This is a genomic window from Microbacterium sp. GCS4, from assembly GCF_001262495.1.
In the GTDB taxonomy this organism is placed as follows: domain Bacteria; phylum Actinomycetota; class Actinomycetes; order Actinomycetales; family Microbacteriaceae; genus Microbacterium.
In genome coordinates this window covers 669,131-692,218 of sequence record NZ_LGYE01000002.1, presented here as the reverse complement: position 1 = coordinate 692,218, position 23,088 = coordinate 669,131, and the positions used below count along the sequence as shown (strand labels likewise).

Below are 23,088 nucleotides of genomic sequence, written 5' to 3'. Positions count from 1 at the left end.
GAGGACCGCATGGCGCACAAGCCCGACGCGGTCACCCGCTGGTGGCGCGCGATCAGCCTGCGCGCGAAGGTCACCGGAGTCACCGTCGCGGTGCTCGCGCTCGGACTTCTCGTCGCCGGGCTCGGCACGGTGCCGATCCTCCGCACCTCCATCGTCGGCAACATCGAGGGCCAGCTGCCCGCCCTCGTGGCGACCGACCTCGCACCGCGGTACTTCGACGTCTCGACCGAGGACGACAAGACCGTCTACACGGCGCGCGAATCCCCGCGCGACTTCTTCGTCGCGATCTACGACGGCGAAGGTGTGCTGCAGGCCACGACCGGGAACTCGACCAACGGCACGCCGCTGTTCCCCTCGACCTATACGCTCCTGGACGCGCAGAACAACACCGACAGCGTGTTCTCGCTCGACGGCACGAAGGGGTCGAGTTTCCGCGCGGCGGTGGCCCTGTTCCCCGGCGAAGGCGGTGGCGCACTTCGCATACAGATGGTCGCGATGCCTCTCGACTACGCGGATCGCATCATCAGCCAGTTCTTCGGCATCTACGTCACGGTCGCTCTCGTCACGATCCTCATCGCCGCGCTGCTCACGCGCGGCCTCGTGACGCTGACGTTCCGCCGACTGGGGCAGGTCGAGTCGACGGCGATGTCGATCGCTGCCGGGAACTTCAGCCAGAGACTCACGGATCTCGAGCCCACCACCGAGGTGGGGCGTCTGAACTACGCCATCAACACGATGCTCGACCGGGTCGACGGCTCGCTCGCGCAGCGGGACCGCACCGTGCAGCACATGCGACGCTTCATCGGCGACGCGAGCCACGAGTTGCGCACCCCGCTCGTGAGCGTCCGCGGCTACGCGGAGCTGTACCGGATGGGTGCGATCAAGGGCGAGGAGGACACCGCCCGGGCAATGGAGCGCATCGAGAAGGAGGCGATCCGGATGGGCGTGCTCGTCGAGGACCTCCTCGCCCTGGCCCGCCTCGACGAGGAGCGCGAACCCGAGATCGAGGCGCTGGACCTTCGCCCGATCGCCCGCGACGCCGCCCTGGACCTGCGTGTCGCGGCACCGGCGCGCACCGTCACCGTCATCGACCGCACCGTCGAGGCCCCCCTGATCGATGTGACCACCCGCTCGAACCCGATCCTTCCCGAGGGGCCGAGTCCCGCACCGCGCGCCGCCCGTTCTCTCGGGGCCCTCGGCCGCCTCCGTCGGCGTTCGCGCACGCCCTCCGCCCAGGTGCCGGCAATCGACTTCACCGAGGCCACCGACATCCCCGTCCGCACACCGCCGATCGTGCTCGGCGAGGAGAACAAGGTGCGCCAGGTGGTCACGAACCTGTTGGGCAACGCCCGCCGGTTCTCGCCCCCGGAGAGCCCGCTCGAGATCGTCGTCGACGCGGACCGCGTGCGTGGAACAGGCAGCATCTCGATCGTGGATCACGGCGAGGGGATCCCGCCGCAGATCCGCGAGCAGATCTTCGAGCGGTTCTGGCGCGCCGACACCTCGCGCGCGCGGGAGACCGGAGGATCGGGGCTCGGGCTGGCGATCGTCGCCTCGATCGTGAAGGCGCTGCACGGCAGCGTCGCCGTCTCGGAGACGCCGGGCGGCGGAGCCACTTTCACCGTGACTCTCCCCCTCGCCCCGTCCCGGGCCACTCCGGCGCATCTGCTGGAGGACACGCAGCCCCTCGACCCGCTGGACCTCTGAGTCCGCCCCGCACGATCTCTCCTCCACCGCCTCCTCACGGCGCCTGTTGTGCACAGGCATCGGGCCGGAGACGCAGGGAGCGGATGCCGTGGCCGGGCGCTCTCGTAACGTCGGAGGCTCCATTGAGAGGAGATCCTATGTCCGTCTTCACCGTCGACACCGATGCGGTCGCATCCGCGCAGGCCGCCGCCCTGGCCACCATGGAGCGCCTGCGCACGGATGCCGCAACGCTCATGAGCCAGCTGACGCAGTTGCAGTCCAGCTGGGTCGGCACGGCGTCGAACGCATTCCAGGGCTGCGCCGACCAGTGGCGTGGAGCACAGCTGCACGTCGAGCAGTCGCTCGAATCGATCGGGCACTCGCTCGGCAGCGCGGCGACGCAGTACGCCGACGCCGACGCGTTCTCGGCGTCGCTGTTCCGCTGAGCGCCTTCGTCACGACGCACGCACAAACAGAGACGCCCCGGCCGAAGCCGGGGCGTCTCTGTTGTCAGTTGCGAGTTCTGACCGCTGTCGGACCGGAGCCCGTCAGGGGATCAGAAGTCCATGCCGCCCGTGGGGTCGCCGGCCGGAGCCGAGACCTTCTCGGGCTTGTCGGCGACGACGGCCTCGGTCGTGAGGAACAGGCCGGCGATCGATGCCGCGTTCTGCAGCGCCGAGCGGGTGACCTTGGCCGGGTCGATGATGCCCTGTGCGAACATGTCGCCGTACTCACCGGTCGCGGCGTTGAGACCCTGGCCCGCGGGGAGCTCGGAGACCTTGTTCGCGACGACACCCGGCTCGAGGCCGGCGTTGAGGGCGATCTGCTTGAGCGGAGCCTCGATCGCGACGCGCACGATGTTCGCACCGGTCGCCTCGTCGCCCGAGAGCTCGAGAGCGTCGAGTGCCTTGGTGCCGGACTGGATCAGCGCGACGCCACCACCGGGGACGATGCCCTCCTCGACGGCTGCCTTCGCGTTGCGGACGGCGTCCTCGATGCGGTGCTTGCGCTCCTTGAGCTCGACCTCGGTGGCCGCGCCCGCCTTGATGACGGCGACGCCACCCGCGAGCTTCGCGAGGCGCTCCTGCAGCTTCTCACGGTCGTAGTCGCTGTCGGTGTTCTCGATCTCGCGACGGATCTGCGTGACGCGTCCCTCGATCTGGTCGGCCTCGCCGGCGCCCTCGACGATCGTGGTCTCGTCCTTGGTGACGATGACCTTGCGCGCACGGCCCAGGAGGTCGAGCGTCGCGTTCTCGAGCTTGAGGCCCACCTCTTCGGTGATGACCTGGCCGCCGGTGAGGATCGCGATGTCCTGCAGCTGCGCCTTGCGGCGGTCGCCGAAGCCCGGAGCCTTGACGGCGACGGACTTGAAGATGCCCTTGAGCTTGTTCAGCACGAGCGTCGCGAGAGCCTCGCCCTCGACGTCCTCGGCGATGATGACGAGCTCCTTGCCGTCCTGGATCACCTTGTCGACGATGGGCAGAAGGTCCTTGATGTTGGAGATCTTCTGGTTCGCGATGAGGATGTACGGGTCCTCGAAGACGGCCTCCTGGCGCTCCGGGTCCGTGACGAAGTACGGGTTCAGGTAGCCCTTGTCGAAGCGCATGCCCTCGGTGAGCTCGAGCTCGGTGCCGAAGGTCTGCGACTCCTCGACCGTGACGACGCCTTCCTTGCCGACCTTGTCGATCGCCTCGGCGATGAGCTCACCGATGGCCGGGTCAGCGGCGGAGATGGACGCGGTGGCCGCGATCTGCTCCTTGGAGTCGATCTCCTTCGCCGAGGCGAGCAGCTCGTCGGTGATGGCCGTGACGGCCTTCTCGATGCCGCGCTTGAGCGAGATGGGGTCCGAACCGGCCGCGACGTTGCGCAGGCCCTCGCGGACGAGCGCCTGAGCGAGGACCGTGGCGGTGGTGGTTCCGTCGCCGGCGACGTCGTCGGTCTTCTTGGCGACCTCCTTGACGAGCTCCGCGCCGATCTTCTCGTACGGGTCGTCCAGCTCGATCTCCTTGGCGATCGAGACGCCGTCGTTCGTGATCGTGGGGGCGCCCCACTTCTTCTCGAGCACGACGTTTCGGCCTCGCGGGCCGAGGGTCACCTTGACGGCGTCGGCGAGGATGTTGAGGCCGCGCTCGAGGCCGCGGCGGGCCTCCTCATCGAAAGCGATGATCTTTGCCATGAGTTTTGTCGTCCCTCCTGGACGTAGACGTGGGGTTTAGCACTCAGAGTGAGAGAGTGCTAACGCCATTCTGGCACTCGACCCCATCGAGTGCAAGCCGCCGGGAGGGACTGCGGGCGGCGCTACGGAGCCGGGGTCTCCTCGGGGCTTGAGGGCGGGTTCGCCGAGTCGTCGAGACCGATCACCACGGTCAGCTGCTTCTGCTCGGTGTCGTTCATCGCCGCGTAGAAGTCGCTCTGCTGCACGTCGGCCCCGCCGATGAGCCCGGCGAGTCCGATCGCCGCGAGCTCGTCCTCGTCGGCCACGTAGTAGACCGTGGTGGTGGTGAAGTCCTGGCTCGTGCTGTCGCTCGCGAACACGACGTCGGCCGCCCAGCCGTTGTTGATGAGGGTCTCGCGCATCTGCTCGTCGAGTCCCTCGTCGGCCGTGGCGTTGAGGATCAGCACGGAGTACGCGGTGTCGACGACGCCGGTCTCCTCCGGCGTGGGCGTGGCGGTCGGGACGGCCTCGGGGAAGAGGGTGATGCGCCCCATCACCACGAGAGACCCGAAGATGCCGCCGATGATCAGCACGAGAGCAGCCACGAAGGACCACAGGAGCACGATCCAGCCGTTCATCCCCGGCGCTTCGGCGCGGTGCGCGCCCACGCGTCCGGAGGAGCGGGGGACGTCGTCGAATCGATCGCGGTTCGGCTTAGACACCCCTCGATGCTAACGGCACGAGGCTGTGCATCCTCATCTCCGCCGCCGGAGCATCCGGCGCGCCGCGATTCAGCCGACGAATCCGGGGGTCCGCGTCGACCGCTGCAGCGCACGGGCGTCACGGATCCGACGCAGCCGCCCGATCAGCATCGGGTCGTACTGCAGCGCGTCGTCCGACTCGATCAGCCGGCCGAGGAGCTGGTAGTACCGCGCGGCGCTCATGCCGAGCTGCGCACGGATGACCTCATCCTTCGCGCCGCCGTGACGCGGCCACAGGGTCTCGAGCGCGAGGATCTGCCGATCCCGTTCGCTGAGTTCTCCGCGCATGCGCTCAGACTACGTCGCGGTCGGCTCCGCGCCCGTGCGCCACTCCCACCACCGGCCGAGCGGGTCCGCCTCTGCCCGCACGAACCCGTCGAGCGCGACGACGAATCCCGACCACTCCTCGCTCCGGACGGGCGGGGTCCACACATCCAGGAGGGCGGGCGGATCGATCGTGATCCAGCGCGCAGGGAGGGAGCGGATGTGGTCGACGAGCGCCATCCGCTGCTCGCGCGGGATGTGCACGAGCACACCGGGGGTCGTGATCACGAGAGTCGCGTCCCGTGGCGCGAGCGCCACGAGCTCGTCCAGACGCGCCCCCGCATCGCCGGCGAGCAGCAGCGGCGGATCGGCCGCCGCGATGTCCAGCGCGGCGGCGACACGCTGCTCGCGACCCTGCTCCCCCGGCCACACGAGCCCCTGCAGCCAGGCGCGGTCGCGGGCATCACGCGCATCGAGCGGAGCCAGGTCGATTCCCGCGCGCCACACGATCTCCGGCATCCGCATCGCCGGCAGCGGGCCCGCGACGCGGCTCTCGAGCACCACGGTCGACGGGCCGTCGTGCGGATCGAGCGCGCGGAGGACGCGTCCGTCATCCGAGACGAACCGGTACGAGTAGCGGTCGGGATAGAGGCAGAGCCCGGCGGATGCGCCGATCTCGAGCAGCGCGATCGGTCCCTCGATCTCCGCCAGCACCGGCAGCAGAGGCGCGAGCCGCAACGGCTCGTTGGTCTGCAGGCGACGCGCGGAGCACTCCGCGACGATCTCCTCGGCGTGCGCGATCACGAAGGCCCGCCAGTCTGCGTACCCGACGAGTCCCACGCCCAGCATCCGCGTGACGGCGAACACGAGCGGCGGCTGCCGGCGGGTGTCCGGGATGCGCGCGAGGATGTCGCGGATCGCCCGGTCCTCGGCGACCCCCGAGGCCCACTCGGCATAGAGCTCGCTGCGGCCCGGAGCCTCCTGCGCGGCGAAACGGGCGTAACGCTGCTGCACGGCATCCGTCATATGACCATTCTGCCGCGCCGACTCCCGCCGGACGCGAGAGAATGGGTGCAGACCCCCAGGAGGACCGATGTCGTACAGCGTGGACAAGACCGAAGACGAGTGGCGCGAGGAGCTCGGCGCCGACCAGTACGCCGTGCTGCGTGAGGCCGCGACCGAGCGCGCCTGGACCGGCGAGCTGCTCGACGAGGGCCGCGCCGGCCTCTACACCTGCGGCGCGTGCGACGCCGAGCTGTTCAAGAGCGGCACGAAGTTCGACTCCGGATGCGGCTGGCCCAGCTTCTACGAGTCGATCCGCCCCGAAGCGGTCGAGCTCATCGAGGACACGAGCCTGGGCATGGTGCGCACCGAGGTGCGCTGCGCGAACTGCGGCTCGCACCTGGGGCACGTCTTCCCCGACGGATTCGGCACGCCGACCGGCGACCGCTACTGCATGAACTCGATCGCGCTGAACTTCACGCCAGACGAGGCATGACCGCACTCGACGCCGTCCGCGCGCGGCAGTCCTGGTCGAAGGTCACCGACCAGGCGCCCACACGCGAGGAGCTGATCCCGCTCGTGGCAGCGGCCGGTCGGGTGGCCGACCACTCCTCTCTGCGTCCGTGGCGGCTGATCGAGCTGCGCGGTGCGGACCGCGAGGCGCTCGGCGCCGCGATCTCGGAGGCTCAGGGGGACGCCTCGCCGTCGAGCAAGCCGCTGCGCGCACCGCTTCTGATCGCCGTCGTCGCGAGCTACCGCACGAGCGACAAGGTGCCGCGCTGGGAGCAGGAGGCCGTCGCCTCGGGCGTCGCGCACGTGCTGAGCCTGCTGCTCGACGAGGCCGGGTGGGGCGTGCTGTGGCGCACCGGACATTACACGCGCGCGACGGCCGTCGCGAAGGCGCACGGTCTCGCCGCGAACGAGGAGCTGCTCGGCTGGCTCTACGTCGGCGGCAGACCAGAGGGCAAGCGGCCCGGCCGACGCAAGCAGGTCGACGCCCGCGCCCTCATCACCCGGATGCCACGGCCTGCGGAGTCGACGGCCGAAGAGGCGGACGCGGAGGTCCGCCCGCAGCAGAAGAAGAAGGACAAGGCCGAGAAGGACAAGGCCAAGAAGAAGGCGAAAAAGGCGAAGAAGTAGTTCAGGAGCGGCGGCGACGCGGCAGGGCGACCACCACGGACGACACCGCGACGACGACCATCCCGACGATCTGCCACAGCGCCGGCCCCGCCGCGGCCGGCCAGAGCAGGTCGATCACGATCGAGGTCGCGAGCTGCCCGAGCACCGACCCCAGCCCCATCAGCAGCACGCCCGTGTGCGCCACGATGAGCGCGCCGAGCAGGATGTAGGCGAACCCCAGGAACCCGCCCAGATAGAGCCACGGCTCCGCGGGCGGCGGCTGCGGGAGCCCGCGTATCGCGACGCTCACCCCGGCCGCGAGCAGGAGCGCGATCGTGCCGGCGATGAAGCTCGTGAAGGTCGCGATGAGGGGCGAGCCCACACGCTGTGCCAGACGCCCGTTCGTCGCCGCCTGCCAGGCGATGCCGACGCCCGCGGCGAACGGCAGCAGCAGCATCCACAGCGGAGCCGCCTGCAGCACGTCGCCGCTCAACGAGATCGCGACCGCGGCGAGCGCGAGCACCCCGCCGGCGACACGGCCGGGGGTGACCGCGACGACGCCGGCCGGCCCGAATCCGATCCGGTCCAGCACGAGACCGTGCAGCGTCTGCCCCGCGACCACGCCGACCGTGAACAGCGAGACGCCCAGCACCCCGGCCGTCACGCCCTGCGTGGAGACGGTCAGTGCTCCGCAGGCGCCGCCCAGCAGCATCCAGAACGGGATGCGGCGGTCGCGGATGCCGGTGCGCAGACGTCCGACGCCGCGTCGTGCCGACGGGATGCAGACGATCACGGCGACGAGGGCGAGGAGGCCGACCGCGAAGGAGATGAGTCCGGCGACGACGCCGTTCTCGACACGGACGCCGAGCACGCCGTTGATCCGCGCCTGCACGGCGGTGAGCACGCCGATCGCGACTGCTCCGCCGAGCGCCACGGGAGCGGGGAGTCGGCGGATCGGGGTCACCTGTCGACACTACCCCCGCGCCCGTGCACGCCGTCGCGCAGGCCCCCGCGGGGCCGGTGCGAGTGTCGGCGCCCCGGCGTACGCTGACGGCATGTGCGCGAGCTACGGTCTTGATCCCCGGTTCACCGATACCGAACTCCTCGAAGCCGCCGACGAGGAGGTGCTCGAGGGTCTGCGCGGATGGGCGGAGGAGAACGCCGGCGAGACCGTGCGTCCGACCGGCAAGAACCTCCGCAACCTGAATCCGATCGTCGCGCAGCCCGATGCCGCGCCGGCCCTCGAGCCGGCATGGTGGGGATTCCTGGTGAACGGCGAGCCGTCGAAGTTCCCCTCCATCAACACGCGATCCGAACGGCTGCAGGATCGCCCCGGCGGGCTCAAGACCCGAGCCCTGGTCCCCGCGACGAGCTGGTTCGAGATGAAGAAGCCCGAACGCGTATGGCACGAGTTCCTCGTCGACGACGGCGCCCTGTTCGGAATGGCCGCCGTGACGCAGCACGGGCGCACGAGCGACGGCACCTCGTTCACCTGCTACTCGATCGTCATGCGGCCGGCCCCCGAGCACCTCGCCGGCATCCACGATCGGATGCCGCTGCTCGTCCCCGCGTCCCTGAGCCACGACTGGCTCACGGCCGAGCCGACGCGGGAGATCATCGACGAGGCGATCGCCGCGTCCGAGGAGGTCGTGGCACGGGTGAGCGCCCGCCCGCGCCCCTGACCGGAGGGCTGAGGCCCGTCGTCCTCAGGTGCCGGAGAGGACACCGGAATGCTGCGGCATCCGGTACCACGGGAGGACGCGCGCCGCCGCACCGGACGCGTAGCGTCGGAGACATGATCACAGCAGAGGGCCTCACGAAGAGGTTCGGAGACAAGACAGCCGTCCAGAACGTGTCGTTCACGGTGCAGCCCGGCTCGGTGACCGGCTTCCTCGGCCCCAACGGCGCGGGCAAGTCGACCACGATGCGCCTGATCGTCGGGCTCGACCGCCCCACGTCGGGCGTCGCGACGATCGGCGGCCGCGAGTACCGCGGTCTGCGCGCACCCCTCACCGAGGTCGGAGTGCTGCTCGACGCCAAGGCCGTGCACACCGGCCGCACCGCCCGCAACCACCTGCGCGCCATGGCGGCGACCCACGGCATCCCCGCCTCCCGCGTCGACGAGGTCATCGATCTCGCCGGCATCGGCTCCGTCGCCCGCAAGCGCGCGGGCAAGTTCTCGCTCGGCATGGGACAGCGGCTCGGGATCGCCTCGGCACTGCTCGGCGACCCGCACACGCTGATCCTGGACGAGCCGGTCAACGGCCTCGACCCGGAAGGGGTCCGGTGGGTGCGCCAGTTCGTGCGCCACGCGGCATCCGAAGGGCGCACGGTGCTGCTGTCGAGCCACCTCATGAGCGAGATGGCCCAGACCGCCGACCACGTGATCGTGATGGGCCGCGGCCAGGTGCTGGCCGATGCCCCGCTCGACGAGCTCGTGCGGGCGTGGACCCGCAACACCGTCCGCGTGCGCACGCCGCGCGCCGCCGACCTGGCCGCCGCGGTCGGCGGCCCCGACGTCGAGATCGTGAGCTCGGCCCCCGATCTGCTCGACATCGTCGGCCTCCCGGCCGCCCGGATCGGCGACCTCGCCGCAGACCGCGGCATCCCCCTGCACGAGCTGACGCCGACCACCGGATCGCTCGAGGACGCGTACCTCGCCCTCACCGGCGAGGCCGTCGAGTACCGCACCAAGGAGATCTCATGACCACCACGCAGACCGCGCCCCGCACGCGCGCGCAGGTCGACACGGGTCGACGCCTCACCTTCCTCCGCGCCGTGCGCGGCGAGTGGATCAAGCTCGCGACGCTCCGCTCCACGTGGTGGTCGATCGGCCTCGCCGCGGTGCTGACGATCGGCATCGCGGTCCTCATCGCGCAGGCCATCGACATGCCGGGCTTCGAGCCCATCCAGGCCGTCGTGATGCCGATCCAGTTCACGATGCTGCTCGCCGGCATCCTCGGCGCGATCGCCGTGACCGGGGAGTACTCGACGGGGATGATCCGCTCGACGCTCACGGCCAATCCGCGCCGCGGCTCCGCGCTGCTCGCGAAGGCCCTCGTCGTCGCGGTGTTCCTGTTCGTGTCGTCGCTCGTGATCTTCTCCGCCGCCGCGGTCGCGGTGTCCGCGATCGTGGCGCCGCGTGAGCAGAGCATCGACTGGGGCGACCCCTCGGCCTCCCTGCTCCCGATCGTCGTCTCCTCGCTGTCGATGGCGGTGTTCGCCCTGATCGGCGTGGCCTTCGGGTTCATCCTCCGCTCCGGCGCCGGGGCGATCGCCGCGACCGTCGGCCTGCTGTTCGTGCTGCCGATCGTCGCGAACTTCTTCGCCCTCGCGGGCGAGGCGTGGGCGTGGGTCATCGACGCCGCCGCGTACCTGCCGGTCGCCGCCGCGCAGAGCGCGATCCTCCCCGAGGGTGCGACGCTGGACGAGCCCGTGGCCTTCCTCACGCTCGGCATCTGGGCTGTGGGCGGACTCATCGTGGCGTGGATCGTGCTGCGCACACGCGATGCGTGAGCGCGCACTCCTCGGCACGGCCGCGTAGAGTCGCCGCGTGACCCGCATCCGCAGCCGCAGCGCCTCCCTCCGCGAGGAGGAGGAGCTGCGGCTGCCGCGTCCCCCCGGAGTCCTCCGGCGCTTCTGGGCACGGCATCCGGTCGTCGCCGACGTCCTCATCACACTGCTGTGCCTCGCGCTGTCGCTCCTCCCCGCTGCTCCGTTCTCGCAGACGGGCGACGCCTCGCCGTTGCGCGTCGTGTTCGCCGCGATCGCCCCGATCGCCATCATCGCCGCCTGTGTGACGCTGATGTGGCGCCGCCAGGCGCCCCTCGTGCCGTTCGTCGCCTCCTTCGGGGTCGAGGCTCTCCTGCTGTTCGCACCGCAGCCCGCGGGAACGCCGCTGATGTTCGTCACCTGCTACTCGTTGGCCGTGTACCGCTCGACGCGCACGGCCTGGATCGGGTTCGGCACCGCGCTCGCGGCTCTCACCAGCCTTTCGGGTCTGATGCTGCTCGCGGGCGGCGTGACGTTCCGGATCGCGATCAACACCGTCGCCACAGCGCTCGTGCTGGGGCTGATCGGCACGCTCATCGGCGTGAACGTCGGCGGCCGCAAGCGCTACATCGCCGCCGTGATCGATCGCTCACGTCAACTGCTCGTCGAGCGCGATCAGCAGGCCCAGCTCGCCGCCGCCGCGGAGCGCGCCCGCATCGCGCGCGAGATGCACGACATCGTGTCGCACTCGCTGACCGTGATCGTCGCCCTGTCCGAAGGAGCGGCTGCCACGAGTGACCGTGCCCAGGCTGCTGCGGCCTCGACGGCCACGGCGGAGACGGCTCGCAGCGCGCTCACCGAGATGCGGTCGATGCTCGGCGTGCTGCGCGACGCCGAGTCCCCGCTGCCGCTCGCCCCGATGGCCCCTGCGGAGCCGCACGAGACGGTCGCGACCGCGCAGCGGGCCGGCTTCCCGGTGACGCTCTCGGTGAGCGGGAGCGCGGAGCTGCCGCCCGCCGTCGCACACGCGGTGGGTCGCATCGTGCAGGAGGGCGTGACCAACGCGATGCGCCATGCTCCCGCCGCCACGGCGATCGCCGTGCGAGTCGCCCACGGTGCAGACGACGTGACCGTCGAGATCGCGAACGACGGCGCATCCGGGACGAAGGGCACGTCGGGGTACGGCCTGCGCGGACTGTCCGAGCGCGCGGCGCACGTGGGCGGGCGCATCGTCTCCGCCCCGGTGCCGGGCGGACGATGGATGCTGCACGCCGTCCTCCCCCGAAGTGGGTCCGACTCCCTCCCCACCGACCCCTCACCCGTCCCCGCCTCGAAGGAGCGCTCATGAGCACCCCGATCTCGATCCTCCTGGTGGACGACCAGGAGCTCATCCGCCTCGGCTTCCGCATGGTGCTGGAGGCCGAGGCCGACATGGTCGTGGTCGGCGAGGCGGCCGACGGGCACGCCGCGATCGCGCAGACCGCCGCGCTCGCGCCCGACCTGGTCCTCATGGACATCCGGATGCCGGGGCTCGACGGCATCGCGGCGACCGAGGCGATCGTGCGCGAGCATCCGCAGACGCGTGTGCTCGTGCTGACGACCTTCGACCTCGACGAGTACGCGTTCGGTGCCATCCGCGCCGGGGCGAGCGGATTCCTGCTCAAAGACGCGCACCGCCAGGAGATGCTCTCCGCCGTCCGTGCGGTGCATCGCGGCGATGCGGCACTCGCCCCGCGTGTGACCAGGATGCTGCTCGAGCACGTGACGCCGCAGCTCGGCGCCGAGCAGTCGGGCGCGAACGCCCCGCTCGTTGACCCCTCCGCGGGGTTGACCGACCGCGAGCGCGACGTGTTCCTGGAGATCGGGCGCGGACTCACGAACGCCGAGATCGCCCGCGCGCTTTACGTGAGCGAGTCGACCGTGAAGACGCACGTGGGGCGTGTGCTGTCCAAACTGGGCGCGCGCGACCGCATCCATGCCGTCATCCTCGCGCACCGTCTGGGACTGGTCGGCGACGACGAGGCGCCGCCGACCGAGTCCTGAGTCCGGCTCAGTTCGCTGCCGGCGTCCACTCCGAGACGCGGTTCAGGGCCGCGACCTCCTCGGATGTCAGGTCGAGACGGGCGCCGGCCAGGAGGTCGGGGACCTGCTCGACCGTGCGGGCGCTCGCGATGGGGGCGACGACCGTCGGCTGCGCGCGCAGCCATGCAAGCGCCGTGGCGGCGATCGAGGCGTCGTGCGCGGCGCCGATCTCCTCGAGCGCGTCGATGATGCGCAGACCGGCCTCGGTCGCGTACTTGGCGGCGCCGCCCGCGCGCGGAGAGGACTGCCCCTCGGCATCCGTGGAGCGGTACTTGCCGGTGAGGAACCCGCTCGCGAGCGAGTAGTAGGGCACGAGGCCGAGCTCGAACTCCTGCGCGACCGGGATGATCGTCTCCTCGACATCGTTGCGGTGCACGAGGTTGTAGTGCGGCTGGATCGCGACGGGGCGGGCGACGCCGAGCCGGTCGGAGATCTCGACCCACTCGCGGATGCGCTCGGCGGTGTAGTTCGAGACCGCGACGTTGCGCACGAGGCCGTCGGCGACCAGCTCGCCGAACGCGCCGACGGTCTCCTCGAGCGGCGTGCTCTCGTCGTCGAAGTGCGCGTAGTACAGGTCGATCGCGTCGACACCCAGACGCGTGAGGGAGGCCTCGGCGGCGCGGCGGACGTTCGCGGCAGCCAGGCCGCGGAAGTCCGGATGCTGGCTCACCTTGGTCGCGACGACCACATCGGAGGGCTTCCGCGACGCGAGCCATTCGCCGATGATCGTCTCGCTCTCACCGCCGGAGTTGCCGTCGATCCACGCGCTGTACGAGTCGGCCGTGTCGATGAAGTCACCGCCGCCGTCGACGAAGGCGTCGAGCACGGCGAAGGACGCATTGCGGTCGGCCGTCCAGCCGAACACGTTGCCGCCCAGCGAGAGCGGGAAGACGGACAGGTCACTGGTTCCGATGCGAGTCATACCGGGGACAACCCGCGTGGCGGGCTGGGTATTTCGCGTGTGACGGAGTGTGTCGCACTCGACGTGCGACGATCCGAAGAACAGAGCCGACTACGGGACTCGAACCCGTAACCCCCGTATTACAAGTACGGTGCGCTACCAATTGCGCCAAGTCGGCGGACGCCACCCAGCTTAGCGAGCGGCGCCGGAGGGTGACGAACTACGACGCGGGGGTCGTCGCGGTCGGCGTGGGCGTCGGCGACGGAGTCGCGGCGTCCTGCGAGGCGTCGTTCGACACGGTGAGGACGAACTGCGAGAACTCCACCGGGTCGTCGAGCGCGCCGACGTAGGCCTCGCCGTTCACGACGATCATGGGCGCCGAGGTGAGCACGAGGTCGTCGGAGCCGACGAGCGGACCCTCGAGCGCGCGCGACGTGGCCTCCTTGGCCCAGCTCACATAGTCCTGGTCCTCGATGCACGAGCGGACGCTCTTGACGTTGTCCGACCCGACCGCACCGGCGATGTCCGCGAGGTCGGCGTCGGAGTATCCGTCGCTGTTGACCTCGGGCTGGTCGTCGAGCAGGTCGTGGTTGAAGGCGTAGAACTGTGCCGGCGAGTGCGTCGCCACGCAGGCGGCGGCGCCAGCGGCCCGCAGCGAGTACTTCGTTCCGTTCGAGCTGGCGGTGAGCAGCGCGACCGGGTGGTAGGTCACGGTCGCGGCACCCTCGTTGATCCAATTGACCAGCTGGCGGGCGTTCGCACGCTCGAACTCCCCGGCGTCCGGCGACAGGTAGTCGACGTAGACGTGGATGTCGACGGCACTCGACGTCGTCGGCGCGGGGGTCGGCGCGGCCTCGCCACCGGCATCCGTCGCGTCCGGAGCGGGGGACGCGGACATGTCCTCAGACGCGACGGTCGCGCTGACGTCGGAGATCAGGATGCCGTCGTCGTCCATGCCGCCCGGCGAGAGCTGCGGCTTGGAGACCTGAGCGGAGACGGCGAGTGTGACGGCGGTGCCGATCGCTCCGACGGCGACGACAGCGATCGCGCCGACGATGATTCGTCGCATCACGCGCGCCCTCGACTGCTGGGCGTGCACCTTCTGTGCCTTCTCCCGCACCGCCTCGCGCGAATTGCGAGGGGTGGGGACGTTCGGCGTCTCGTCGCTCGACATCGTTCCTCTTGACAGTCTCGGTGGGGCAGGGTGGCCCCGAGCGCCGATCGGGCGGCGCACGCCGTGCGATCACGGCCGACAACGATGCTAACCAGCCTGGCTGAGAAATACCCAGACGACCCGGATTCTGCCATACTGAATCCGACCCGATGAGGGGTCACGGCGGGTCGAACCGCCGCTCTATCACTACGGATCGTCCGGCACGTACCTGCCGGTGAAGGAGAAACACAATGGCATCTGTGACTTTCGACGAGGCCACCCGCCTCTACCCGGGCGGCACCCGTCCGGCCGTCGACAAGCTCAACCTCGAGGTCGGAGACGGCGAGTTCCTCGTCCTCGTCGGCCCTTCCGGTTGCGGTAAGTCCACGTCTCTGCGCATGCTCGCCGGCCTCGAAGAGGTCAACGCCGGCCGCATCCTGATCGGCGACCGCGACGTGACCGACGTCCCGCCGAAGGACCGCGACATCGCGATGGTCTTCCAGAACTACGCGCTGTACCCGCACATGACCGTCGCCGAGAACATGGGCTTCGCGCTCAAGATCGCCGGCGTCGGCAAGGAGGAGCGCGCCTCCCGCGTCCTCGAGGCCGCCAAGCTGCTCGACCTCGAGCAGTATCTGACCCGCAAGCCGAAGGCCCTCTCGGGTGGTCAGCGTCAGCGTGTCGCGATGGGCCGCGCGATCGTGCGTCAGCCGCAGGTGTTCCTCATGGACGAGCCGCTGTCGAACCTCGACGCCAAGCTCCGCGTGCAGACGCGTACGCAGATCGCCTCCCTCCAGCGTCGTCTCGGCGTCACCACGGTCTACGTCACGCACGACCAGACCGAGGCGCTCACCATGGGCGACCGCATCGCGGTGCTCAAGGACGGCCTGCTGCAGCAGGTCGGCTCGCCGCGTGACCTGTACGAGAAGCCGAACAACGTGTTCGTCGCCGGCTTCATCGGCTCGCCCGCCATGAACCTGTTCTCGGCCGACCTCGCGGACGGCGGCGTGCTCTTCGGCACCGAGACCGTTCCGCTCGACCGCGACACCGTGGGTCGCGCAAACGGCTCGCAGGTCACCGTGGGCGTGCGCCCCGAGGACATCACGGTCGGTCCGGCCGACGGCAAGGGCCTCTCGGTCGTCGTCGACCTCGTCGAGGAGCTCGGCGCCGACGGCTACCTGTACGGTCACACCGACATCAACGGCAAGCGCACCGACCTGGTCGCGCGCGTCGACGGACGCAACCACCCGAACGCCGGCGAGACCGTGACGCTCGCCGCGAACGCCGGCCACGTGCACGCGTTCGACATCGAGTCGGGCGACCGCCTGAACGACAAGCCGGTCGTCTCCGCCTGATCGGAACCGCAGATGCGGCGCGGGCTGACTTCGGTCGCCCGCGCCGCTTCTGCTTCTCCCCCGCACACCCTGGAGTCACATGCACGACGCGCTGCGCATCACCGCGAGCTCGATCGACCCCGGCCTGCTCGCCCTGCCGTGGTCGACGCCTCTCGCCGCCTGGCCGTCGGAGAGCATCGTGTCGCTCCCGAAGGGTCTATCGCGGCATCTCGTGCGCTTCGCCGACCTCTCGGGGCGTGTGGTCGCCGTCAAGGAGACGACCGATGAGATGGCGCGCCGCGAGTACGAGATGCTCGGCAACCTCGCTCGCCTGGACGTCCCGTGCGTCGACCGCGTGGCGGTCATCGCGGGCCGATCGGATGCCGAGGGCGAGCCGCTCCCCGCAGCCCTCGTCACCTCGCACCTGAGGTTCTCGATGCCGTACCGGGCGCTCTTCACGCGCGTGCTGCGCCCGGATACCGCGACCCGACTCGTCGACGCACTCGCCCTACTGCTCGTGCGGTTGCACAACGTGGGCTTCTACTGGGGCGACGTGTCCCTGTCGAACACGCTGTTCCGACGCGATGCCGGAGCCTTCGCCGCCTACCTGGTCGACGCCGAGACCGGCGAGCTGCACGAGGAGGGCCTGACCGACGGCCAGCGCGCCTACGACCTCGACCTCGCCCGCACCAACATCGCCGGAGAGGTCATGGACCTCGCCGCCGGCGGACGCCTCGAGCACGGTGTGGACGCGATCGCTATCGCCGACGGGATCGTGTCGTCGTACCGCTCGCTGTGGGCCGAGCTCACGGCGCAGGAGTCGTTCGCGGCTGCCGAGACGTGGCGCATCACGGAGCGCGTCGAGCGGCTGAACGCCCTGGGGTTCGACATCGACGAGATGTCGATGTCGACGACGTCGGACGGCACGGTCGTGGAGATCCAGCCCAAGGTCGTGGACGCCGGACACCACCAGCGGCGCCTCATCCGCCTCACCGGTCTCGACGTCGAGGAGAACCAGGCACGGCGGCTGCTGAACGACCTCGACGAGTTCCGCGCCCGCTCCACCAAGCAGTGGGCGGATGAGGAGATGTACGCGCACGAGTGGCTGACCCGGGTCTTCGAACCGGTCGTGCGCGCGATCCCCTACGAACTGCGCGCCAAGCTCGAACCGGCCGAGGTGTTCCACCAGGTGCTCGAGCACCGCTGGTACCTGTCGCAGGCGCAGGGGCGCTCGGTGCCGCTGGCCGAGGTGCTGACGAGCTACATCAACGAGGTGCTCCGCCACCGTCGTGACGAGGCGACGATCATGGGGCCGCCCACCGAGACCATGAGCCTGCCCGTCATCACGGGCGCTACCTCGGTGAGCGACGAGGACGACGACGGGGTCGACTGGCGCGACCTCGTCTGAGGCCCGGAGCCGGTCGGCTCGTGTCAGTAGCCGACCGTGAACCGCTCGCGGCGGTGGTTGCCCTGCTCGATCTCGTCGACGACCGCGACCGCGAAGTCCGCACCCGAGATGAAGGATTTCCCGTCGGCGTCGCGCACGAGCACGTCGCCGCCGTCGCGGTAGTGGCCGGTGCGCTCGCCCTCGGCCCACGGACCGAAGACCTCGGCCGGGTGGATGAAGAACCAGTCCAGTCCGGCATCCGTCTGCTCGAGGAGCGCGAGCGAGTCGATGCCGACCTGGGCCTCGTGCTTGTACTCCTCGGGGAAGTCGAGGTCGAACAGCCGCGGGCCGCCCGGGGCGACGAGGCTCCCGCCCGCTCCCCCGACGACGCCGAGACGCGTCGAGGTGTCGGCGAGCTCGGCGATCACGTTCTGCAGCGCCTCGAGCACGCGGTCGGTCATGTCGCCGCGCGGCGACAGCGCCGAGACGACGGCATCCGCGCCGTCGAACGCGTTCGCGAGCGAGGCGATGTCGAGAGCGGAGCCCTGCACATACGACGCGCCGTCGACGGCGTCCTCCGGGACCGAGCGCGAGATCGCGATGACATCGTGCCCGCGGCTCACCGCCTCCGTGACGATGTGCTTCCCGGCGTAGCCGGTCCCTCCGAGGACGACGATGCGGGCCATGAGGTCTCTCCTACTTCGCGTTGCGGATCGTGGACACCTGGTAGAGCGCGACGGACGTCGCGATGCCGGCGTTCAGGGACTCGGTCACGGCCGAGATCGGGATCGACACGATCTGGTCGCAGGTCTCGGCGACGAGGCGCGAGAGGCCCTTGCCCTCGGATCCCGTGACGATCACGACGGGCCGGTCGGCGAGCTGCAGGTCAGGCAGCAGCACGTCCCCGTCGCCGTCAAGGCCGAGCACGAACACGCCCTGCTTCTTGAACTCCTTGAGCTGCGTCGTGAGGTTCGAGGCCAGCGCGACCGGCACCCGGGCGGCCGCTCCGGCGCTCGTCTTCCAGGCCGCGGAGTTCACGCCGGCCGAGCGACGCTGCGGAAGGATCAGGCCATGTCCGCCGAAGGCACCGGTGGAGCGGATGATCGCCCCGAGGTTGCGCGGGTCGGTGATGCCGTCGAGCGCCACGAACAGCGGTACCTCGCCCTTGTCGATGACCTGCTCGAGGAGATCCTGCGGGTGCGCGTACTCGTAGGGCGGCACCTTGATCGCGACGCCCTGGTGCACGCCGTCGAAGCCGGCCATGCGGTCGAGCTCCTGACGCGTGACCTCGAGCACCGGGATACCGCGGTTGGTCGCGATCGACAACATCTCCTTGACGCGGTCGTCCATCTCGACGCGCTGCGCGATGTAGAACGCGGATGCCGGGATCCTGGCGCGCAGCGCCTCGAGCACGGAGTTGCGCCCGGTGACGGTCTCGGTGTCGGTCGTGTTGTCCTTCACACGCGCCGTGCGGTTCGGGTTGCCGCCGGACGTCTGACGCCCGCCCGGCTTGCCGCGTCCGCCCGCGGCGGCGTAGCGCTCGGCCGCGGCCTTGCGCTTGCCCGCGGGGTGCCACGCGCGATCCTCGGCCTTCGGCGTCGGTCCGCGCCCTTCGAGGGAGCTGCGCCCCTTGCCGCCGGAGCCCTTGGTGGGGCCCTTCTTCTTGCCCTTGCCCGCTGAGGGGTTGCCTGGCTTAGCCATCGATACTCCAATGAGTTCCGGCTGGAGTGTCCTCCAGCGTGATTCCTGCGGCGGCGATCGCGTCACGGATGCGATCCGCCGCCGCCCAGTCCTTGTCGGCGCGCGCCTGCGCGCGCTGCGTGATCATCTCCTGCACGAGCGAGTCCAACGCCGTCGCGTGAGCGGTGGATGCCGTCGACGCGGAGGACGGCACGAGCCCCAGCACCGAGGTCATCGCGAGCACGGCGCGGGCCGCGTCCAGCGCGGCATCCGTGTCGCCGGAGTCGAGTGCGGAGTTGCCGGCCCGCACGGTCTCGTGCAGCACGGCCAGTGCCTGGGGCACGCCGAGGTCGTCGTCCATCGCCTCTGTGAAGGGCGCGGGCAGGCTCTGCCCCACGAAGTAGCCGATGCCGCCGCCCGCGATGCGGCCGACCCGCTGCAGGAACCCGCCGATGCGCCCCAGGGCCGCCTCCGCCTCGGTCCAGGACGACGCCGTGAGGTCGAGGCTCGATCGGTAGTGCGCGGCTGCGAGGGCGTAGCGCACCACGAGCGGGTCGTGCTCCTTCAGCACGTCGGCGGCGAGCGTGAAGTTCCCGAGGGACTTCGACATCTTCTGCCCGCCGACCGTCACGAGGCCGTTGTGCACCCAGTACCGTGCGAAGCCGAGGCCCGCAGCGGTCGACTGCGCGAGCTCGTTCTCGTGGTGCGGGAAGCGCAAGTCGAGGCCGCCGCCGTGGATGTCGAACTCGTCGCCCAGATAGCGGCGGGACATGGCCGAGCACTCGATGTGCCAGCCGGGTCGGCCCTGGCCCCAGGGCGACTGCCATACGGCATCCGCGGGCTCGCCCTCCTTGGCGCCCTTCCAGAGCGCGAAGTCCTGAGGGTTGCGCTTGCCCCGGGGGTCCGCGTCCTCCGCTGCCTCCATCGCGTCGACCGACTGGTTCGTGAGCGTGCCGTACGCGGGCCACGAGCGCACGTCGAAGTAGACGTCGCCGGAGCGGTCAGGGGCGGGGTACGCGTGGCCCCGCTCGATGAGCGTCTGGATGAGCTCCTGCATCTGCGGCACGGATGCCGTCGCGCGGGGCTCGTACGTCGGCGGGAGGATGCCGATCGCCGAGTACGCCTGCGTGAACTCCTGCTCCATGCGGTACGCGAGCGCCCACCAGGGCTCGACCTCGGTGGCGTTCGCGAGGACCTTGTCGTCGATGTCGGTGACGTTGCGCACGAACGTGACGCGCCCGTGGCGGACGTCGAGCCAGCGGCGCAGCAGGTCGAAGCTCAGCGCGGCGCGCACGTGCCCGATGTGCGGGCCGGACTGCACCGTGGGTCCGCACACGTACATCGTGATGTTCTCGGGGTCGAGAGGCACGAAATCGCGCAGCTGCTGCTCGCGGGTGTCGTAGAGGCGGAGAGTCACCGGTCAAGCCTACCGGGCGCGGGATTCCCGAGTCTGGGCGCGCAGCAGGGTCCCGATTCACGGACTCCGTCCCGATTCGCGGACCGCACATGTCACACTGCACGCGAATCGGGACACGGTCAGCGGATCGGGCGGCTTTCCGGGCGCCCCGGCGGCTCCGGTCAGTCGACCGGGAGGACCTGGCCGGTCTGCACGCCGAGAACGCTCTTGGCGAAGGCCTGGCCGACCCGATGCGACGACACGGGCACGAAGCCGGGGAACGACGAGTGATAGGAGGGCGCGTCCTCGAGCACGGAGGGGCTGACGGCGTTGATGCGGATGCCGCGAGGCAACTCGGTCGCGGCCGCGAGCACGAACGACTCGATCGCGCCGTTCACGAGCGAAGCGGCGGCCCCGGTCGCGATGGGCTCCCGTGCGAGGATGCCGGAGGTCAGGGTGAACGATCCGCCGTCGCGCACGAACGGGGTGCCCAGGCGGACGATGTCGAGCTGCGCGAGCACCTTGCTGCGGAACGCCGCGTCGTAGTCCTCGCGCGTGAGCTCGCCGAGCGGGCGGAACGCGACGCTTCCCAGCGCCACGACCACCGCATCCACCTCGCCGACCTCGGCGAACAGACGCGCGACGGATGCCGGGTCGGTGGCGTCGACCGCGGGCTCGCCGCTGCGCGAGGCGGCGACGATCTCGTGACCCTGCAGCGCGTCGACCGCGGTGCCTCCGACGAGTCCGTTCGCTCCGATGACGAGGATCCTCATGACTGCTCCTTCTCGTTGCTCTCGGGGTCGTGCGCGTTGTTCGCGTCGACCTGGGCCATCACCATCGCGATCGCGGTGACGGCGATTCCCTCCGCGCGACCGGGGAATCCCAGTCCGTCGGTGGTGGTGGCCGTGACCGACACGGGCACCCCGCCGAGCGCGTCGGACAGGACGCCCTCGGCCTCTCGGCGGCGCGCGCTGAACCTCGGCCGGTTGCCCTGGAACTGCACCGAGACGTTGCCGATGCCGAACCCGGACTGCGCGAGCAGCTCGCGGGTGCGCGCGAGGAAGACCTCGGCGTGCGCGCCCGCGTACTCGGGATGGGCGGTGCCGAAGTGCTCGCCGATGTCGCCGAGGCCTGCGGCGCCGAGCAGGGCGTCGACGATCGCGTGCGCGACCGCGTCGCCGTCGGAGTGGCCGGACAGCGGCTGCTCCCCCGGCCATTCGAGACCCGCGAGCCACAGGTTGCCGTCGCCGCCGAACGCGTGCGCGTCCGTGCCGATACCCACCCGTGGCACGCCCACCGGCTGTGCCACGGGCTGCGCGACCGGCTGTGCGAGCGACTGCACGGCTGTCGCCGCGAGAAGGTGACGTGCGCGCACCAGGTCGTCGGGGGTGGTGATCTTGAATCCCCGGGACGATCCGTCGATGTGCCGCACAGGGTGGCCCGCGGCGGCGAAGAGGGCGGCGTCATCGGTGTACTCGATGCCGTCGCGCTCGGCCCGCGCGTAGGCCTGCTCGAGCAGCGTGCGCGGGAACCCCTGCGGCGTCTGGGCGGCCGCGAGCTCGGAACGGTCGACCGGCGCTATCACGGTCGCCCCCTCGACGCGCTTGAGCGTGTCGATCACGGGCAGGGTCGGGAGGATCCCGGTGCTGTCATCGACCGCGGTGATCACGGCGTCGATCACGGCGGGCGGGGTGAGAGCGCGCGCGGCGTCGTGAACGAGCACGGTGCGGACGTCGCCCCACAGAGCCGCGAGCCCCGCGGCGACGGACTGCTGCCGCGTGCTCCCACCCGTCACCACCCGTGTCAGGTCGGCTCGGTCGCCCGCGGCGGCGCGCACCTCGGTCTCGGCGTCGCCCTCGAAACCGGCCGGTGCGACCACGACGACCTGGATAGGTGCCGCGGCGAACACGCCGTCGAGTGCGTGGCGGAGGATCGAATGCGCGTCGATGCCGACGAACGCCTTCGGCGCCCCGGCATCCAGTCGTGTCCCCGATCCGGCGGCGACGACGATGATCGCGGCGGTCGGGACGGGAAGCATGCTCACGCCTTCACGTTACCCGTGCAGACGAAGAAGGCGGATGCCGAAGCATCCGCCTTCTTCTGCAATCCGCTCAGGACGCGAGGACCTCGTCGAGCAGAGCGCCCGCCTTGTCCTCGTCGATCTTCTCGGCGAGCGCCAGCTCGGAGATGAGGATCTGACGCGCCTTGGCCAGCATCCGCTTCTCCCCCGCGGAGAGCCCGCGGTCCTGGTCGCGGCGCCACAGGTCGCGCACGACCTCGCTCACCTTGATGACGTCACCTGAGGCGAGCTTCTCGAGGTTCGCCTTGTAGCGACGCGACCAGTTGGTCGGCTCCTCGGTGAACGGCGCACGCAGCACCTCGAACACGTGGTCGAGGCCCTCCTTGCCGATCACATCGCGCACACCCACGAGATCGACGTTCTCAGCGGGGACCTCGATGATGAGGTCACCCTGAGTGACGTTGAGCTTCAGGTACTTCTTCGTCTCGCCCTTGATGATGCGCTCCTTGACCTCGATGATGGTCGCAGCGCCATGGTGCGGATAGACGACGGTCTCGCCAACCTCAAAAAGCATAAAAACGTGTCCTTTCGGCAACCTCAAGGATACCACAGGGGATATGCGCTAAGGTTCGCGCCCCGGCGTCCACGGGCCCGGT

At 70.3% G+C, this 23,088-nt stretch carries 24 protein-coding genes and 1 tRNA gene; 11 read left to right on the top strand and 14 right to left on the bottom strand.

What is annotated here, in order from left to right; translation table 11 throughout:
- Window positions 1–9 precede the first annotated feature (9 nt).
- Both AKH00_RS10580 and AKH00_RS10575 read left to right on the top strand, forming a co-directional pair.
- The gene (locus AKH00_RS10580) at window positions 10–1,707 is read left to right on the top strand and encodes a sensor histidine kinase (RefSeq protein ID WP_082297546.1); all 1,698 of its coding nucleotides are present in this window, start codon (window positions 10–12) and stop codon (window positions 1,705–1,707) included.
- Between the two features lie 137 nt (window positions 1,708–1,844).
- On the top strand, window positions 1,845–2,132 hold the full coding sequence (locus AKH00_RS10575) for a WXG100 family type VII secretion target (RefSeq protein WP_050722655.1): 288 nt from the start codon (window positions 1,845–1,847) through the stop codon (window positions 2,130–2,132).
- Window positions 2,133–2,242: 110 nt separating this feature from the next.
- On the opposite strand, the gene groL is transcribed toward AKH00_RS10575, so the two are convergent.
- The 4 genes from groL to AKH00_RS10555 all read right to left on the bottom strand — a co-directional run bounded on the left by groL (window position 2,243) and on the right by AKH00_RS10555 (window position 5,892).
- The gene (groL, locus tag AKH00_RS10570; protein ID WP_050722654.1) at window positions 2,243–3,862 is read right to left on the bottom strand and encodes a chaperonin GroEL; all 1,620 of its coding nucleotides are present in this window, start codon (window positions 3,860–3,862) and stop codon (window positions 2,243–2,245) included.
- Between the two features lie 122 nt (window positions 3,863–3,984).
- Window positions 3,985–4,563, bottom strand: a complete 579-nt coding sequence (locus AKH00_RS10565; RefSeq protein WP_327037267.1) for a LytR C-terminal domain-containing protein — start codon at window positions 4,561–4,563, stop codon at window positions 3,985–3,987.
- Between the two features lie 69 nt (window positions 4,564–4,632).
- The gene (locus AKH00_RS10560) at window positions 4,633–4,890 is read right to left on the bottom strand and encodes a DUF3263 domain-containing protein (protein ID WP_050722653.1); all 258 of its coding nucleotides are present in this window, start codon (window positions 4,888–4,890) and stop codon (window positions 4,633–4,635) included.
- Between the two features lie 9 nt (window positions 4,891–4,899).
- Window positions 4,900–5,892, bottom strand: a complete 993-nt coding sequence (locus AKH00_RS10555) for a DUF2332 domain-containing protein (RefSeq protein WP_050722652.1) — start codon at window positions 5,890–5,892, stop codon at window positions 4,900–4,902.
- Window positions 5,893–5,959: 67 nt separating this feature from the next.
- Here AKH00_RS10555 and msrB point away from each other — a divergent pair, with 67 nt between their 5' ends.
- Window positions 5,960–6,364 carry a peptide-methionine (R)-S-oxide reductase MsrB gene (gene msrB, locus AKH00_RS10550; RefSeq protein ID WP_050722651.1) on the top strand — a complete coding sequence of 135 codons (405 nt, stop codon included), beginning with the start codon at window positions 5,960–5,962 and terminating at the stop codon, window positions 6,362–6,364.
- Window positions 6,361–7,008, top strand: coding sequence for a nitroreductase family protein (locus AKH00_RS10545; RefSeq protein ID WP_050722650.1), 648 nt, complete (start codon window positions 6,361–6,363; stop codon window positions 7,006–7,008). The genes msrB and AKH00_RS10545 overlap by 4 nt, the downstream gene beginning before the upstream one ends.
- Before the next feature lies 1 nt (window position 7,009).
- On the opposite strand, the gene AKH00_RS10540 is transcribed toward AKH00_RS10545, so the two are convergent.
- Window positions 7,010–7,921, bottom strand: a complete 912-nt coding sequence (locus AKH00_RS10540; RefSeq protein WP_050722940.1) for a DMT family transporter — start codon at window positions 7,919–7,921, stop codon at window positions 7,010–7,012.
- Between the two features lie 121 nt (window positions 7,922–8,042).
- On the opposite strand from AKH00_RS10540, the gene AKH00_RS10535 reads away from it, so the two are divergent.
- From AKH00_RS10535 to AKH00_RS10515, 5 genes are all read left to right on the top strand, one after another.
- Window positions 8,043–8,669 (top strand): SOS response-associated peptidase family protein, encoded by a 627-nt coding sequence (locus tag AKH00_RS10535; protein WP_050722649.1) that lies wholly within the window; start codon window positions 8,043–8,045, stop codon window positions 8,667–8,669.
- Window positions 8,670–8,782: 113 nt separating this feature from the next.
- Entirely contained in the window at window positions 8,783–9,694 is a 912-nt protein-coding gene (locus tag AKH00_RS10530) for an ABC transporter ATP-binding protein (protein ID WP_050722648.1), read from the top strand.
- Window positions 9,691–10,503: an integral membrane transport protein gene (locus AKH00_RS10525; protein ID WP_050722647.1), complete on the top strand. Its 813-nt coding sequence runs from the start codon at window positions 9,691–9,693 to the stop codon at window positions 10,501–10,503. The genes AKH00_RS10530 and AKH00_RS10525 overlap by 4 nt, the downstream gene beginning before the upstream one ends.
- A 37-nt stretch (window positions 10,504–10,540) precedes the next feature.
- Complete coding sequence (locus AKH00_RS10520) at window positions 10,541–11,827, top strand: sensor histidine kinase (RefSeq protein WP_050722646.1); 1,287 nt, start codon at window positions 10,541–10,543, stop codon at window positions 11,825–11,827.
- On the top strand, window positions 11,824–12,522 hold the full coding sequence (locus AKH00_RS10515) for a response regulator transcription factor (protein ID WP_050722645.1): 699 nt from the start codon (window positions 11,824–11,826) through the stop codon (window positions 12,520–12,522). The genes AKH00_RS10520 and AKH00_RS10515 overlap by 4 nt, the downstream gene beginning before the upstream one ends.
- Before the next feature lie 7 nt (window positions 12,523–12,529).
- On the opposite strand, the gene AKH00_RS10510 is transcribed toward AKH00_RS10515, so the two are convergent.
- From AKH00_RS10510 to AKH00_RS10500, 3 genes are all read right to left on the bottom strand, one after another.
- Window positions 12,530–13,483, bottom strand: a complete 954-nt coding sequence (locus AKH00_RS10510) for an aldo/keto reductase (protein ID WP_050722644.1) — start codon at window positions 13,481–13,483, stop codon at window positions 12,530–12,532.
- An 84-nt stretch (window positions 13,484–13,567) separates the two neighbouring features.
- A tRNA-Thr gene (locus tag AKH00_RS10505) sits at window positions 13,568–13,640 on the bottom strand.
- 42 nt (window positions 13,641–13,682) lie between these two features.
- Complete coding sequence (locus AKH00_RS10500) at window positions 13,683–14,636, bottom strand: DsbA family protein (RefSeq protein WP_050722643.1); 954 nt, start codon at window positions 14,634–14,636, stop codon at window positions 13,683–13,685.
- Between the two features lie 230 nt (window positions 14,637–14,866).
- Here AKH00_RS10500 and AKH00_RS10495 point away from each other — a divergent pair, with 230 nt between their 5' ends.
- Both AKH00_RS10495 and AKH00_RS10490 read left to right on the top strand, forming a co-directional pair.
- Window positions 14,867–15,970, top strand: coding sequence for an ABC transporter ATP-binding protein (locus AKH00_RS10495; protein WP_050722642.1), 1,104 nt, complete (start codon window positions 14,867–14,869; stop codon window positions 15,968–15,970).
- A 79-nt stretch (window positions 15,971–16,049) separates the two neighbouring features.
- Window positions 16,050–17,357, top strand: coding sequence for a DUF4032 domain-containing protein (locus AKH00_RS10490; RefSeq protein ID WP_050722641.1), 1,308 nt, complete (start codon window positions 16,050–16,052; stop codon window positions 17,355–17,357).
- Between the two features lie 23 nt (window positions 17,358–17,380).
- On the opposite strand, the gene AKH00_RS10485 is transcribed toward AKH00_RS10490, so the two are convergent.
- From AKH00_RS10485 to AKH00_RS10460, 6 genes are all read right to left on the bottom strand, one after another.
- Window positions 17,381–18,022, bottom strand: a complete 642-nt coding sequence (locus tag AKH00_RS10485) for an NAD(P)-dependent oxidoreductase (protein WP_050722640.1) — start codon at window positions 18,020–18,022, stop codon at window positions 17,381–17,383.
- 10 nt (window positions 18,023–18,032) lie between these two features.
- Window positions 18,033–19,037 (bottom strand): 23S rRNA (guanosine(2251)-2'-O)-methyltransferase RlmB, encoded by a 1,005-nt coding sequence (gene rlmB, locus AKH00_RS10480; protein WP_050722639.1) that lies wholly within the window; start codon window positions 19,035–19,037, stop codon window positions 18,033–18,035.
- On the bottom strand, window positions 19,030–20,433 hold the full coding sequence (gene cysS / locus AKH00_RS10475) for a cysteine--tRNA ligase (RefSeq protein ID WP_050722638.1): 1,404 nt from the start codon (window positions 20,431–20,433) through the stop codon (window positions 19,030–19,032). The genes rlmB and cysS overlap by 8 nt, the downstream gene beginning before the upstream one ends.
- A 161-nt stretch (window positions 20,434–20,594) precedes the next feature.
- A complete protein-coding gene (locus tag AKH00_RS10470; protein WP_050722637.1) occupies window positions 20,595–21,185 on the bottom strand; it encodes a short chain dehydrogenase in 591 nt (196 codons plus the stop codon).
- Window positions 21,182–22,450 (bottom strand): 2-C-methyl-D-erythritol 4-phosphate cytidylyltransferase, encoded by a 1,269-nt coding sequence (gene ispD / locus AKH00_RS10465; protein WP_050722939.1) that lies wholly within the window; start codon window positions 22,448–22,450, stop codon window positions 21,182–21,184. The genes AKH00_RS10470 and ispD overlap by 4 nt, the downstream gene beginning before the upstream one ends.
- Window positions 22,451–22,523: 73 nt before the next feature.
- A complete protein-coding gene (locus tag AKH00_RS10460) occupies window positions 22,524–23,006 on the bottom strand; it encodes a CarD family transcriptional regulator (RefSeq protein WP_050722636.1) in 483 nt (160 codons plus the stop codon).
- Between the last annotated feature and the right edge of the window lie 82 nt (window positions 23,007–23,088).